General features: G+C 65.5%; 16 protein-coding genes. 15 read left to right on the top strand and 1 reads right to left on the bottom strand.

The features are described from left to right. Positions 1–360 precede the first annotated feature (360 nt). Together F5544_RS44330 and F5544_RS44325 are read left to right on the top strand one after the other, a co-directional pair. Positions 361–2,403, top strand: coding sequence for a VanW family protein (locus F5544_RS44330; protein ID WP_238846984.1), 2,043 nt, complete (start codon positions 361–363; stop codon positions 2,401–2,403). 251 nt (positions 2,404–2,654) lie between these two features. Next, positions 2,655–2,852: a hypothetical protein gene (locus tag F5544_RS44325; RefSeq protein ID WP_167478661.1), complete on the top strand. Its 198-nt coding sequence runs from the start codon at positions 2,655–2,657 to the stop codon at positions 2,850–2,852. Positions 2,853–2,906: 54 nt separating this feature from the next. Here F5544_RS44325 and F5544_RS44320 read toward each other — a convergent pair whose 3' ends face one another. Next, a complete protein-coding gene (locus tag F5544_RS44320; RefSeq protein ID WP_167478660.1) occupies positions 2,907–3,158 on the bottom strand; it encodes a helix-turn-helix domain-containing protein in 252 nt (83 codons plus the stop codon). A gap of 142 nt (positions 3,159–3,300) precedes the next feature. On the opposite strand from F5544_RS44320, the gene F5544_RS44315 reads away from it, so the two are divergent. The 13 genes from F5544_RS44315 (at position 3,301) to F5544_RS47250 (ending at position 13,738) form a co-directional block, all read left to right on the top strand. Beyond that, positions 3,301–3,522, top strand: a complete 222-nt coding sequence (locus tag F5544_RS44315; protein ID WP_167478659.1) for a helix-turn-helix domain-containing protein — start codon at positions 3,301–3,303, stop codon at positions 3,520–3,522. A 247-nt stretch (positions 3,523–3,769) separates the two neighbouring features. Further along, positions 3,770–4,048, top strand: coding sequence for a hypothetical protein (locus F5544_RS44310; protein WP_238846983.1), 279 nt, complete (start codon positions 3,770–3,772; stop codon positions 4,046–4,048). 80 nt (positions 4,049–4,128) lie between these two features. Next, complete coding sequence (locus F5544_RS44305; RefSeq protein WP_167478657.1) at positions 4,129–4,887, top strand: alpha/beta fold hydrolase; 759 nt, start codon at positions 4,129–4,131, stop codon at positions 4,885–4,887. Then, a complete protein-coding gene (locus tag F5544_RS44300) occupies positions 4,887–5,741 on the top strand; it encodes a hypothetical protein (protein ID WP_167478656.1) in 855 nt (284 codons plus the stop codon). The genes F5544_RS44305 and F5544_RS44300 overlap by 1 nt, the downstream gene beginning before the upstream one ends. Before the next feature lie 40 nt (positions 5,742–5,781). Next, positions 5,782–6,459, top strand: a complete 678-nt coding sequence (locus F5544_RS44295; protein ID WP_167478655.1) for a hypothetical protein — start codon at positions 5,782–5,784, stop codon at positions 6,457–6,459. 396 nt (positions 6,460–6,855) lie between these two features. Beyond that, positions 6,856–7,053 carry a hypothetical protein gene (locus tag F5544_RS44290; protein ID WP_167478654.1) on the top strand — a complete coding sequence of 66 codons (198 nt, stop codon included), beginning with the start codon at positions 6,856–6,858 and terminating at the stop codon, positions 7,051–7,053. A 228-nt stretch (positions 7,054–7,281) separates the two neighbouring features. Continuing rightward, positions 7,282–7,734 carry a hypothetical protein gene (locus F5544_RS44285; RefSeq protein WP_167478653.1) on the top strand — a complete coding sequence of 151 codons (453 nt, stop codon included), beginning with the start codon at positions 7,282–7,284 and terminating at the stop codon, positions 7,732–7,734. A gap of 85 nt (positions 7,735–7,819) precedes the next feature. Beyond that, on the top strand, positions 7,820–8,734 hold the full coding sequence (locus F5544_RS44280; RefSeq protein ID WP_174867527.1) for an Ig-like domain-containing protein: 915 nt from the start codon (positions 7,820–7,822) through the stop codon (positions 8,732–8,734). 122 nt (positions 8,735–8,856) lie between these two features. Then, positions 8,857–9,021: a hypothetical protein gene (locus F5544_RS44275; RefSeq protein WP_167478651.1), complete on the top strand. Its 165-nt coding sequence runs from the start codon at positions 8,857–8,859 to the stop codon at positions 9,019–9,021. A gap of 25 nt (positions 9,022–9,046) precedes the next feature. Next, positions 9,047–9,376: a hypothetical protein gene (locus tag F5544_RS44270; protein WP_167478650.1), complete on the top strand. Its 330-nt coding sequence runs from the start codon at positions 9,047–9,049 to the stop codon at positions 9,374–9,376. 167 nt (positions 9,377–9,543) lie between these two features. Next, entirely contained in the window at positions 9,544–9,867 is a 324-nt protein-coding gene (locus F5544_RS44265) for a hypothetical protein (protein ID WP_167478649.1), read from the top strand. After that, positions 9,864–10,253 (top strand): hypothetical protein, encoded by a 390-nt coding sequence (locus tag F5544_RS44260; RefSeq protein ID WP_167478648.1) that lies wholly within the window; start codon positions 9,864–9,866, stop codon positions 10,251–10,253. Before F5544_RS44265 ends, F5544_RS44260 begins: the two co-directional genes overlap by 4 nt. Before the next feature lie 38 nt (positions 10,254–10,291). Further along, positions 10,292–13,738: a glycoside hydrolase family protein gene (locus F5544_RS47250; protein WP_203217478.1), complete on the top strand. Its 3,447-nt coding sequence runs from the start codon at positions 10,292–10,294 to the stop codon at positions 13,736–13,738. Positions 13,739–13,754 lie beyond the last annotated feature (16 nt).

Raw genomic sequence — 13,754 nt, 5'->3', positions numbered from 1 at the left:
GCGTTCCCGAGGCTCTACGTGGGCCCGCTGCGCTACCGCCTCCGGGCCTTGACGCGCACGCCGCGGCAGTCCGAAGAGTCGCATTCGATTGTCTCGCGTCTGCTCACATCGATGTCGGCGGGCATGTGTAACGCCGCGAACGCCGTGCCGATAAACGGATTGCTCCGCGTAGTTGCCAGACCCCCGACCCGGCAACTGCGCGGAGTTCTCTTATCTACCGCGCGTTACCCGGTGAGATACCTTGCGCACGATTTGCTGTAGCCCGATGGCTGCCCGACGCCACCCCGTGCCGCCAACTATTGTGGGCGGCGGTCGCGCGCGGTGCGCGGCCCGAAGCAACCGAAGCGGGGAGGCCGGTTCGTGACCAGCGAGTCGACTGCCGGGCGGCGCCGCCCGCGCCGCGCACAGGGTGAGGTCGGGTTGCGGCGGCTCCTCGAATCGAATCGGGTCACCGAGACCGACGATTCGGATCCGGTGACCGAACGCCTGCCCATCGTCGACTCGCAGCTCGATATCGATTCGATGCCGACCGTTCCGCTGCCGGTTCAGCGGGGCGCGACCGAATCGGCCGCGGCCGAGAAGCGCGGCAGGTTCGGCAGCCGGGATCGGACCGAATCGCAGGCGCTCGACGCCGAACCCGCCGACCGGACCACACCCGCCACGGACCGCTGGACGGCGGCCCGCGGCCCGAGACCCGAAAGCCCGTCGAGATCCGCGACGGTCAGGGCCAAGCTCATCTCACCCATGGCCAAACGATTCGGCGTCGCGGTCGGTGCGCTCGTGGTGGTCGGCGGCCTGGCCTACGTCGCGGATCTCCTGCTCACCTCGGGTTCGGTGCCGCGCGGCACGGTGGTGGCCGGGGTCGATATCGGCGGCATGAGCCCCGGCTCGGCCGATGCCAGGCTGCGCGCCGCACTGGAATCGCGGTCCGCGCAGGAGGTGCCGATCACCATCGGCGATCTGCGCACCACCCTGGTGCCGAAGGCGGCCGGACTCGAGATCGATTGGCCCGCAACGTGGTCCGGAATCGGCGGGCAGCCGCTGAACCCGATCACCCGACTGGTCTCGCTGTTCCATTCGCACACGGTTCCGGTGGTGAGCACCGTCGACGCCGCCGCACTCGACCGCCGGCTCGGTGCGCTGCGCGTGCACGACCGCCCGACGGTCGAGGGCACGGTCCGCTTCGAGAACACCAAACCCGTTGCGGTGCCACCGGTTCCAGGGCGGGTGCTGGATGTGGACGCGGCCCGGCGACTGATCGTCGACGAATGGATGCTCGCCCGGCCGCTCGATCTACCGCAGACCGCGGCGCCGATGCGGGTGCGGCCCGAATCGGTGGACCGGGCGCTGCACGAGATCGCCGAACCGGCGGTCAGCGCGCCGATCACCTTCGCGGGCAAGGGCGGTGCGGCCGTCCTGGATCCCGCGCAGATCGCCTCGATACTCGCATTCACCCCGGACGGTAACGGCGGGCTCGCACCGACCTTCCAACAAGACGTCGCCATCGGTTTGCTGGCACCGCAGCTCGCGGCCTCCGAGGTCGAGCCCAAGGATGCGAAATTCGCCTTCGCGGGCGGGGCGGCGACGGTGGTGCCCGCGGTGATCGGCGACAAGATCAATTGGCCGAAGTCGTTGGAGCAGTTGCCCGCACTGATCGCCGCGCCGCAGCAGCGCACCGCGCAGGCCGTCTACGAGAAGGTCGATCCGAAGCTCACCACCGAGGCTGCGCAGGCGCTCAACATCACCGAGGTGATGGGCCAGTTCACCACCGGCGGTTTCAGCGGACCGTCCGGCGTGAACATCCGCACGGTGGCCAAGAAGGTCGACGGCGCCATCGTCAAACCGGGAGATACCTTCTCGCTCAACGATTTCACCGGCCCGCGCGGCACCGCCGAGGGCTACGTGGAGTCGGGCATCATCGACCACGGCCGCCCGAGCACCGCGGTCGGCGGCGGCATAAGCCAATTCGCCACCACCCTCTACAACGCGGCATATTTCGCCGGTCTCGAGGATGCCGGGCACACCGAGCACAGCTACTACATCTCCCGGTATCCGGCCGCCCGCGAGGCCACCGTCTTCGACGGCGCGATCGATCTGAAATTCCGCAACAACACCGAAAACGGCATATACATAGAGACTTTGGGCACCGACTCGGAGATCACCGTGCGAATCTGGGGCGTGAAGACGGTCAACGTCGAGTCCATCACCGGCGACCGCACCAAACCCACCGAGCCGCAGACGATCAAGCTGCCGAAGGGGCGCGACTGCATCGCCACCGAAGGCCAGCCAGGCTTCACCACTTCCGACACCCGAGTGATCACCGACCGACGCAGTGGACGCGAAATCTCCCGTCGCACAAGGACGGTCAAGTACGACCCGATTCCGGTGGTCAAGTGCGAGTAAAAGTTACCCATAATTAGTTAATTTCCTGCTACCGCGCCGGATGGCTCGGCCGCGCGCATAGCCCAATGAAACTCGGTGTGGCACGGTGACTTTGGTCGGCGACCCCTTGGCCGATGGGATATAACTACGCCAGATCCGGGACGCCCGTTTGGTTCTCGTCCCGGAACGGAGGGCTCATAGTCGAGCGCGAGTGAAGGGGAACAGGGTTCGTGGACAACGACTCAGAAGCGGACGAAGCTTGGGTGCGAGGCATGGGTACCGCGATCATGCTGGGCGCGGCAATCGGCGATGACGCGGCCCACCGTGTCGTCGGTGGCCGGGGCACCCTGTGCGACATCGTCCTGGCGGCGTGGTCGATGGATGTGGATCCGGTTACGGCGGTACTGGAATACGCCGAGGCGGCCGGCGGATCCGCGGCGACGGGTACGTTCGATCCGCGCTGCGCCTGACGCCGTGCCCGAATCGCTAGCCGGACCACGATGGCTCGGCAGCTTCGAGCATTTCTAGGGTCGCTCGATGTCGCGCAATGCCAGCGCGACGAAATCCCGCATAGGGATGTCCAGCGCCGTGCAGAGCGCGTGCAGCTGCTGCATATCCGGTGAGCGCTCACCGTTTTCGAAACGCTGGATCGTGCTGACCCCGAGTCCGGTCAGCGCCGCGAGCTGTGGCCGAGTCAGATCGCGCCGTGCCCGAGCCGCTCGAAGTTCGTTACCCACGGCGCGGTTGATGTCCGATGCCGCCTTCTGCACACCCATATGGACCATTCTGAGGTCCGAACGGCTACCTGGCAAACGACATGCCGGGGACACGCCGGTCCGTTGAGCGCCTAGCAAATATTCCAGCCGATCAGTCTGATTTGACTTGCAACCGTTCCAAACGGACCTTATCGTGCTCCATATGGAACATTTGGACCGTATGGTCGCCGAGCGAGTGCGGCAGGCCATGGCCATCGCGAGATTCGGTCCGGCCGAACTCGCCCGACGTTCCGGTTTACCGGCGTCGGATCTGCGGCGGCGTCTGTCCGCGGTGGAGTCCTTCACTCTGTTCGAACTCGTTCGAATCGCGGCGGCGCTCGACTGCCGCGCGGCCGACTTTGTGCCACGGGAGGGGGAGTGGTGATGGTCGGCCGAATTCGGCGCGGCGCACCCGCCGCTTCTCAAACATTATGTGACAGGAATCACTATCGAATCCGTGACTGGTCGGCGGCCCGAAGTGACTTCTCGGCAAACTCACAGCTTTTCTCGATTGGGGTGCAGTGGCCGACCCCGCGCAGCGCGGTATTCGGTGGACGGGACGGTATGCCCGCCGATAACCCGGGCGGCGGGCTCGCCGTCAGGCCACCCGCTATGACAATGCGCGGCGTCCTATGAGGGCGCGACAGCGCATCGATCCGGCGGTTGCGGAGTTCCGGCGCCATATCGGGGAACGCGTTATTTTCACCCCGCCCGGCATGGCGGCTAAACGTGGTGCCGTCGAACACGGCGTTATCACCGGTGCGGATCACCGCATGGTCTATGTGGATTACGGATATCCGAATCCGATCTGTCCCGAACTAGGCAATTCGATCGCGACCCATCCGGCCAATCTGCGGATGGAATCCCTTGTATCGCGGTGCCTCGACGGCCCGCCGCGCTGCACGCCCTGAGGCGCTATCCCTCATCGTCCCGAAAATGGCGGAGCCGCAATGGCATTCGCCTGGTTGGCATGTCATGGAAAGGAGAGGCCGTGGCCTTCTTCTGGTCGAAGAAAGAGGTCTTCGACGTTCTGATCATGGGTGGAACCTGGAACTCTGGTGGGGAGGGCATCTGCCAAACCTTCGCGGCCGCCCTCGACCAACAGCGATTCGCGCCGCGCATGGTGGCGTATCCGGCCGACTACGGGCGTCGTGTCGCCTATGCCGACAGTGTGGCAGTCGGGCGCCACGCGTTGCTGGACGCCATCGGTTCGACTCCGAATCGTGTTGTGCTGGCTGGCTATTCGCAGGGAGCCGCCATCGCGGGAGAGGTGGCCGCCCAGGTCGGCCGCGGTGAGCTGCCGGGATTGGAGGTGGTCGCATGTGCGCTGATCGCCGATCCGCTACGACCGGAAGGGCAATGCGTGCCGCCGGATCCGGGTGGTTATGGCATCGCCGGTCAGCGCCCGATAGCCGGAGTGCCGGCGTATTGGGTTGCTGCCGAGGGGGATCCGATCACCGCGCTGCCCGCAGGCAACCCCCTGCGCACCATCGCCGATCTCACGGCCTACTTCGATCTGGCCGATCCGGTCGCGGCGTTGCGCTGGGGGCAGAGCATGCTCGATGTCGCGATCCGGGGCCAATTGCAGCAGTGGTGGTCACCGGCGAATTGGCGCAGTTGGGGCGGCGCGGTCGCCTATGCGCGTGGCTACCTCCTGGATGGGCGGCATACCGACGACTACATCCGCTGCGGTCACGCGCGACGACTCGCCGAGGTGATCAACCGTGAGGTAGGCGCGGGGACGCGCTGATGCCCTGGTTTCAAGTCGATGACCAGCTCGGATTCCATCCGAAGACGGTGGCCGCCGGTAACGCGGCCATGGGGCTCTGGGTACGTGCCGGATCGTGGTCGATGCAGCAGCTCACCGAAGGTTTCGTGCCGACGGCGATCGTGCGCGGGCTCGGCACCGCCGCGCAGGCGAAAAAGCTTGTCGAAGTTGGCCTCTGGGCCGCCGCCGAGGGCGGGTATCAGTTCCACGGGTGGGCCGAGCGTCAGCTGTCCAAGAACGAGATCGAGGATCGGCGGCGCAAGCGGGCGGAGGCGGGCCGCAAGGGCGGGCAGGTGTCCGGTCAGGCCCGGCGGGCGCAAGCTGATGCTTCGGCAAATGCCCGAACCTCCGCACCGGCCATGGCTTCGGCCGATGCCGAGCGCGCGCCGCAGCGACGTCGAACCCCTGTCCCTGCCCTTGGCCATGAAAAGTCTTCGGGGAGCGCGGGATTCGCGATCGAGTCCGAGCCGCACCGGGTTGATTCGGCGGGAAGCCCGGCGGCGGCGGTCCGGGACATCGGATCGTCGTCGGGCAGGCCCGACCGCCGTTGTGCGGTTCACCGCACTCATCCGGCTCCGCCGCCATGCGGCCGATGTGCCGAGGCCAGGCGGGCTCGTGAGCGCTGGGAACTGCTGCACGGAAACGAAATTCGCGCCGAGGCGGCGCAACGGCGGGACGCGATCCGGAGCTGTCCGATGTGCGACGACGCCGGCTGGCGGCATCCGCCCGTCGAACTGCTCGCGGTGAATCCGGACCCGCCGGTATTGCGCTGCGACCACACCGCCGAGACCACCCTCGATCACTGGCATTCCATCGAAGAGGAAGCGACACCATGACAGAGGCGCCGACCGCCATGATGCCGGGACCGGTCGTACGATGACCGATGATCCGAACCACCGCTATCTCGACCGCGACCAGCTGCGCGAGCTCGCCGAACTGCTGCGCGGAATCCCGGATCTGGTCGAAGATCTCGGAATCACCATGACCAGGCAGGATCGGCTGTCCGGTGCGGCGGACTATCGCATGCACCGCAGGCCGAGTGAGCAACCCTTGCCGTACAACCCGGCCGCGTCCCGGGCCGCCGACGAATTGCACGCCGTGCTCGTCTCCTGGGTGCGGGTCATATGTGAGCAGCGAAGCTTCGAATATTCCGGCGCGACAACGACATCCGCGTTGGCTCGGTGGCTGGAACGAAACATTGTCGCGTTCGCGATGACCGAGGGCGCCGAGACCGCACCGTCCGAGATCCGGGCGGTGTACGACGCCGCGCTACATGTCGTCTGTCCGCCGCGGCGGCCCGTGCGGATCGATCCGGACGATCTGGCGCGGGCGCGCGCTCATCGACTCAATGCATCCGGAATCGTCGCACTGGCCAAGGAACTGGATGAGCCGTATCGCACGCTCTCCGCGCGGCGGATTCAGACTCTGCGCGAGGCGGGCCGAATCGTGCCGGTACCCGGTCCGTGGGCGCCGGGCTGGCCGGAGCTGTACGTGGTCGGGCTGGTGCTGGATGCGCATCTCGCCTACCCGTCCCGTAAGCGGGTGCGTTCGTGACGCGGTCCGTAAAACCCTTGTCTACCTGCGTATTTCGGTTCTTCCTTGACATTCGGAGCTTCTTGAGTGAAGCTTGGTGCAGCGCCAGAGCTGCGCCCTGATCCCGAAATCACGGGAATCCCTCAGAACTCCAACAAGTTTCGATTGTGGCCTCGAACCGTTCCAACGGTTCGAGGCCACAATCGTTTTCACGTGGCACGCCCCCGAAACCCTCGATGCCGAAAGCACAAGCGGGCCAGAGCTTGCCACATACCCGCCCCGATCACGCGCCCGTCTCCCGCCGATTCCCCTTCAGGCGGTTGTAGACGGATGTCGCGCACGGGGCGCACGCCCCGCCCCGGGCGATCGATGCCCGGGGCGGGGCCTCTACCCACATGCTGAATCGAAGGTCCGCCAATGGATTACACGGTATTGACGCAGCTGGAGATGGCCGAGCATGTCGCGCCTGCCCATCCGCTCACCATCGACGGGGCGCACGAGGCCATGCGTGTCCATCGCGCCTGCGTGATCGAGCACTGCCGCCGAAAGGCGTTCGCTTTCGACGTTTTGGTCGCCGCAGGTCGTATCGTGCCGGATTCCTCTCGGCGCCACTGATTTTCGCCGACGAAAGGAGGTGAATCCGTTGGGCACAGTCATCATCGCGCTGCTCGAGCTGGCGCTGAAGATCGCTCCCGTGATCCTGCCGCTGCTCGGTCTGTGACGACATCCGTTCGACCCCATGGAGGAGACTTTGACCGCATACGACGAGGCGGACGCCGACGATGTCGACCGCGAAACCATCGCCAACACCGGCACTTTGCACGTTGAGGTGCAGGTGAGGCCGTGACGACGCCCTATCCGGCGCCGGGAGAGTTCCCCGACTTCGAACAAGTGATGGTCGATCTGCTGAAGTCGATTGCCACCACCGTATCCACGCTGCCCGCGACGGGTGATGACTTCCAGTCCGCGCTGCCGTTCATTTGGGCCAGAAAGACCGGTGGCACAGTGGATTTCAACGCCATTACCTATCGGGCGAATGTTCGTCTCGCGGTGTTCGGCAGCAATAGGCCACAGGCGCAGATGCTCGCGACGCAGGTTCGCGCAGCGGTCCTGAACGCACCGGCCGCGCGGGTGAATGGCGTGCTCGTCGATTGGGTCGAGGAAATCGCCGTGACCGAGCCCGAATTCCAGCCGCCCACCCTGCGCCGCAGCCGGAACCTGCTGGAGTTCCCCGATCTGGACCCGCTCAACCAGATGGTCGACCTCGCGTTCGCATTGGACGCCCGTCGTCAGTAGCGAGCCAGCGCTCTCGCTGAACCTGTTGAGAGCGAACCATTTTCGTATCCGCGCCCGCATCTCGGGCACTCGAATGGAGATAGCTTTGCCATCCACCAATCTGACGACGCTGAAGGCCGCGAAGAACTCGCTGTTGCTCAAGCCGCTCGACGCCGCCGTATTCCTCGCGCCGTGGGGCACCCCGGTGCCGTCGTCGTTCACCGACGCCAGCGCGAACCTGCAGACCCTACCGCCGGCGTTCCAGTCGGTGGGTCTGATCGACAAGAAGTCGGGTGTGGCGTTCGCCCGCGCCGTTACCGCCGCGCCGATCGAGTCCTACGGCGAAATGCAGCCGATGCGCGACGACATCACCAGCGATATCACCACGCTGGAATTCGAACCGCAGCAGACCAGCGCGCTGACCATCGCGCTGGCAACCAATGTGAACGTGCAGCAGCTGGCCGCACAGGCCAACGGCGAGGTGTGGTTCGCCCAGCCCAGCGCGTCGCAGATCACCTACTACACCGCGATCGTGATCGGCAAGGACGGCACCGATGCCGCCCCGATCTACGTGATCAAGGTGATGCCGAAGGTCGCCGTGACCAAGTGGGCCGGTGAGCAGTGGACCCCCACCACCGTGCTGTCGCAGAAGCTCACCCTGACCGCGTTCAAGGACGACAACGTCGGCTACGCGGTCGCGCACGGCTTCGGCGGTGCGGGCTGGAAGCAGTTGTTGTCGAAGACCGGGATCAACTACCCGGTGACCTCGATCTCGGTCGCGCCGACCCTTGCGCTGACCGTCGGTCAGACCTCGGCGCCGCTGGTCGTCACCGACCAGCTCGGCGGCGTGCTGACGCCTCCGGCGGTGACGTTCAACTCGACCGTTCCCGCCAAGGCGACCGTTGCCGCCAATGGCGCTGTCACCGGTGTTGCCGCGGGTACCACCAGCATCAACGTGACGTACACCCCGGCGGGTGGCGGTGCGGCGCTCAATACGGTCTGCAACGTCACCGTTTCGTAAGAATGCCTACCGCCCAACCGATTTCCCAGTCGCGCGGGCCCGAGTCGTGGCTGTGTGCCGCGTGTCTCCGGTCGCGGCACGCAGTCACTCCTTCCTTCACAGCATCGGAGAGAGAGCAGGGCATGATGTCCGCAATTCCCACCAGCTACCCGGTCACCCTGACCGACGGCGCCCGTGAATACGAGGTGTTCGACGCGACGGGCTACGTCAACGCGGTGTACGGGCTGGGGCACCGGCGCGCCGAGACGGCCGTGGTGTCCACCGAGAAGTCCGCACGCAACAACTGAAAGTACGCGAAACCGGAGATCCCCCATGGCAACTCGCAAATCATCCACTGCCGCCGAAGCGGTCGGCCGCTTCTTCGAGATCCAGCAGGAGCTGTCGGACCGGCGTCGAGGCCCGTATCAGCTGACCAAAGATATTGTCATTCAACCGATGACCCGCAGGCAGGCGATCGCCATGCGGGATGCCGAGGGTGACGAGGAGCAGTTGAAGATCCTGCTCGGCGGTCAGTACGAGGCGATAGCGGCTCTCTACGACGACCGGCCGTTCGACGAATGGGTCGCGTTCCAACGCGATCTGTACGCGCATTTCTATGGCGCGGGCGCGGCGGAGCTGCCGGGGGGATCGTCGGGCTCGTAGAGTTCTGGGACCGGTTCGGTGACGCGCTCGACTACGATTTGCTCGAGCGCGGCATCGACCTCCGAGACTGCTTCGGGCCCAAAGAATTTCGTACTCGTGACTGGCGGACCCTCTGGCGGTTCAAGGATCGGCTGCCCCGAGGTTCGCAGTACAAGACCGCTCTGGCGATGGACCGCACCATCGCTCGGGAAATCCTCGCGCTGGAGGCCGCGGCCGCCGCCGACGGGACGGCGCCGTCCGAGGACGCGCCGACGCCCGACGGCTACACCATGGATACCTATCTGCTGCTCGGCATCATCGACGCACTGCAGGGCGTGCAAGCGGCGGTGATCGCGGCGGCGGGCGCGGATCCTCCCGCTATCAAACCGATGCCGCGGCCGGTGACCGCGCTCGACACCGTCCGCGAGGAGCTGAGGCTGCGGTCGATGCAGCATCTCATCGACGAATTCCTTCCTCCGGCAACCGAAGACGAAACGAGTTCGCTCTCATGATCTACAGTGCGATGCTGCCTGCCCAGGCGGCGGGCGGCGCCGACGCGATCGTCCTGGCCGGCGTTTACAAGCAGGCGTTCTTCAGCGGCGACACCGTAACCGACGTGGTTGTGGTCGCGCCGTACGGGTTTACGACCGTCAGCGGATCCGCGACGAACAATGTCACGATCAGCGTCCGGCAGTTGCGTGGCGGTTCGGTGGTGCGGACCTTCGCGCGTCTGACGACAGCCGCCGGTATCGACCTGGCCGCGGAGATCCCGGTGACCGTTCCGCTCGGCGCCCAACCGGTATTGCGCCCCAACGATGTTCTCGATGTGCGATTGCAGCAGAACGGCACCGGCCAGGCCATCGGCGCGGGGCTGCTGGTGTCCGTGCACATCAGCTGAAGTTACACAACTCAACCGATCAGGCGGTGTGGTGAATCATGGTGGACGGCAACGGTATTCCAGATACCGCAGCGGTGACGATGCGGCCGAAGCTGATGGATGGATTCCGTGAGGCGGTGCAGGCACAGCTGAAGTCGCTCGGCGCGGACTTCGAACTGAATCTGAAACCGGCGGGTGACCTCACCGTGCCCACCTGTCTCGACCTGTCGGGTGCGGAGCGCGAATTGCAGGCGTTCATCGCGACTAAGCATCAGGTTGCCACCCCGGTCGCGCTGGACACCGCGGTGGCGCATAGCCAGCTACAACAGTTGCGCGCGGCCACGGGCGAGCTGAGCATCCATATCGACACCGATCATGCTGTCGCGCAACTGAAATCGCTGACCGCGTTGCTCGACGAGGTGAGTATCAAGGCGCGCACCGCGATTCCCACCCAGTACGCGGTAAGCCAGCCGCCCGCATCGCCTTTCATGCAGGCCCGCGCGATCGGTGGCGCGATCCAAGGTCCGGGCGGCCCGCGTGACGATATGATCCCGGCCTGGCTGTCCAATGGCGAGTACGTGGTGAATGCCGCGGCGACGGCCGCGAATCGACCGCTGTTGGACGCGATCAACGGCGGGGCGGGGCGGTTTGCCGACGGCGGCTATATCGAGTCGATGACCAAAGTGGTCCAGGAGAAATTCCCCGAACTCCAGATGACCTCGGGGCTCCGGTTCACCGACAACGGCTTCCATCCGCGTGGGCAGGCTGCCGACTTCTCGAATGTCGGTGCGGGAGAGGACGGCTCGCCGGCAATGGATGCGCTGGCCAACTGGATCGCGGACAATTACAAGGACGAGACCGTCCAGCTCATCCACCGGCCCTTCGGCCGGAATATCGGCTACGACTGGAAGAGCGAGACCGACAAGAGCGCCACCGATGGAAAGACGCTCGATGTCGGGGATGGCACGAACTTCTACGGCGATTCCACGATGGACCAGCACCGCGATCACGTCCACTGGGCGGTGCGGGTTCCGGTCGGTTCGAAAGGCGCGGGGCAACCGGCTCCCGCGAATACGCAACCCGATAAAAAGCCGGACCCGGCGGATAAACCGCAGGCAGGAACGAATCCTGCTGCGCCGAAACAGGCTGCCCAAGAGCCCGCGGATCCGACGGCAAAGTCGGCCGCGGACCCCGCGGCAAAGCCGGACGGCGCGACCAAAGCGGCGGCGGACAGCTACTCCGTCAGTCCCGGATTCTTCGATCTGATAAAGGAATTCGAGGGCAACGGTAAACCCGGGCGACCCTACTACGCCTATCAGGACACGAATGGTATCTGGACCATCGGTTACGGCCACACCGGGCCGGATGTCAAAGCCGATCCGGATTATCAGATCACCAAGGAACAGGCGGAGGAATATCTCCGGAACGACGCGGGCTGGGCGCAGGACGCGGTGCGCGGCAAGGTCAAGACGCCCATCACCCAAGCACAGTTCGATGCGCTGACCAGCTTCACCTACAACCTCGGCGCGGGCGCCTTCGCCGACTCCGACGTGCTGAAGCTGCTGAATCAGGGCGATTACGCAGGCGCTCAGACGGCATTCGGATTATTCGTGCACGATTCGAACGGTGTTGTCGAGGGGCTGGTGCGGCGGCGTAAGGCCGAGGCCGACCTATTCGGTAGCACCGGCTCGGCTCCCGCCGCGAATGGTCCGGCTCCGGGCACGCCCGGTCCCGACCAGAATCTGAAGCAAGCAAAGAATCGCGGACCGCAGGACCAGGACCTCAAAGAGGCGCACCAAAGGGGCACGGCCGGAGTCGCCTCCGCCGATTCGTTCAGCGCCAGTGCGAACCTCGTCGAGCTGCTGAAGGGATTCGAGGGCAACGGCAAGCCGGGCCGCCCCTTCTACGCGTATCAGGATACGAACGGAATCTGGACCATCGGCTACGGCCACACCGGCCCGGATGTGCCGCACAATTCGGATGCGCGGATCACGCCGGAGCAGGCCGAGGAATACCTGCGCAACGATACCGGCTGGGCACAGGACGCCGTGCGTCAAAAGGTGAAGGTGCCGATCAACCAGAATCAATTCGACGCGCTGACCAGCTTCACCTACAACCTCGGCGCGGGCGGCTTGGCGGGCTCGGATGTGCTGAAGCTGCTCAATCAGGGCGATTACGCAGGCGCTCAGACGGCATTCGGATTATTCGTGCACGACTCGAACGGTGTTGTCGAGGGGCTGGTGCGGCGGCGCAAGGCCGAGGCGGATCTGTTCGGGTCGCCCGTGGCGGGGCCGGATGCCGCTGCTAAACCGGCGCCGGCGAATAGCGCACCGGCGCAGGACAATCCGGCTCCGGCAGGCAATCCGGCACCGGCCGCTCCCGCGGACAAGCCCGCACCCGCGCAGGACAATTCGGCGCCCGGCGATATCGGCAAGGCTATCGTCGCGGCCGCCCGCAGCCAGATCGGCGTGCCGTATGCCTGGGGCGGTGGCGGGAAAGAAGGTCCGGGCCTTGGCATTTCGGACGGTGGCGGCGATGCCGACCGCAACCGTGACTTCGAAAAGGTCGGCTTCGACTGCTCACACCTTGTGGAGTACGCGGTTTGGCAGGGCACAGGTAAGAAGATCGACCTGCAACCCAATGCCAACAATCAGCTGCAGCAGTCCAGGGGCTGGGCCGTCGCCATGGACGATCTGCAACCCGGCGATGTGATCTGGGGCGAGTTCGTCAACGGTGAACCCATGCACGTCGGCATCGTCGCGGATGACGTCGCGAACATTATCGATGCGCCGGAGTCGGGCAAGACCATTCGCGAGGCGAAGCGGTGGGGCGGATTCGACCAGCCCGCGCGTCCCGCCAAGGCCGTGCGGCTCGCTGAGGGCGGCTTTGTCTCCGGCCCCGGAGGTCCGCGCGAGGACAGGGTGCCCGCACTGCTGTCGAATGGCGAGTTCGTAGTGAATGCCGCTGCGACAGAACAACATCTGCCGCTGTTGCATGCGATCAACAACGGTGACACCCAGCGGTTCGCGGACGGTGGCACTGTGTATTCCACCTGGTCGGCCATGGCGCAGGACAAAGCCAAGGACGGCTTTATGAAGCTGCTCTCCGGTGTCGACAAGAAACAGGTCGGGGAGAACGTCTACAACGACATCGGCAAGTTCGGCGATGCGTTCGGCGCGTTCATCGGCGGCAATGTCGGTGACGCGCTGGGGCTGATCGGCGCCGACAACATCCCATATGCGTTCCAGGCGGGTGCGACGGCGAACAACCAGATCAACGACGCGTTGGCCAAGAAGGCGGCCGAGGACGCGAAAGCCGTTGCCGCGCTTCGGGGGCAAACCCCGGTTGTGAACGGCGGCGGCATCAAGCACGGCGGCAACAACCCTGGCGCCGTGGACAACTCGATGATCATCAACATCACCACCGCCGATGTGGACACAGCCTTCCAGAAGGCCAAGACCTATGAGGCGCAGCGCGCACTGACCTTTGTCGGGCGCTGGGCCTAGGACATTCGACCGAACA

It is taken from the genome of Nocardia arthritidis, assembly GCF_011801145.1.
In the GTDB taxonomy this organism is placed as follows: Bacteria; Actinomycetota; Actinomycetes; order Mycobacteriales; family Mycobacteriaceae; genus Nocardia; species Nocardia arthritidis_A.
Note: the sequence above shows the minus strand (reverse complement) of the source record. Positions and strands in the feature narration are given on the sequence as shown.

Bases quoted from the DNA above. Each gene is read 5' to 3' on its own strand.
- F5544_RS44325 (WP_167478661.1), top strand. From the start codon at position 2,655: ATGGGTACCGCGATCATGCTGGGCGCGGCAATCGGCGATGACGCGGCC.
- F5544_RS44320 (WP_167478660.1), bottom strand. From the start codon at position 3,158: ATGGGTGTGCAGAAGGCGGCATCGGACATCAACCGCGCCGTGGGTAAC.
- F5544_RS44315 (WP_167478659.1), top strand. From the start codon at position 3,301: ATGGAACATTTGGACCGTATGGTCGCCGAGCGAGTGCGGCAGGCCATG.
- F5544_RS44310 (WP_238846983.1), top strand. From the start codon at position 3,770: ATGAGGGCGCGACAGCGCATCGATCCGGCGGTTGCGGAGTTCCGGCGC.
- F5544_RS44300 (WP_167478656.1), top strand. From the start codon at position 4,887: ATGCCCTGGTTTCAAGTCGATGACCAGCTCGGATTCCATCCGAAGACG.
- F5544_RS44295 (WP_167478655.1), top strand. From the start codon at position 5,782: ATGACCGATGATCCGAACCACCGCTATCTCGACCGCGACCAGCTGCGC.
- F5544_RS44290 (WP_167478654.1), top strand. From the start codon at position 6,856: ATGGATTACACGGTATTGACGCAGCTGGAGATGGCCGAGCATGTCGCG.
- F5544_RS44275 (WP_167478651.1), top strand. From the start codon at position 8,857: ATGATGTCCGCAATTCCCACCAGCTACCCGGTCACCCTGACCGACGGC.
- F5544_RS44270 (WP_167478650.1), top strand. From the start codon at position 9,047: ATGGCAACTCGCAAATCATCCACTGCCGCCGAAGCGGTCGGCCGCTTC.
- F5544_RS44265 (WP_167478649.1), top strand. From the start codon at position 9,544: ATGGACCGCACCATCGCTCGGGAAATCCTCGCGCTGGAGGCCGCGGCC.
- F5544_RS44260 (WP_167478648.1), top strand. From the start codon at position 9,864: ATGATCTACAGTGCGATGCTGCCTGCCCAGGCGGCGGGCGGCGCCGAC.
- F5544_RS47250 (WP_203217478.1), top strand. From the start codon at position 10,292: ATGGTGGACGGCAACGGTATTCCAGATACCGCAGCGGTGACGATGCGG.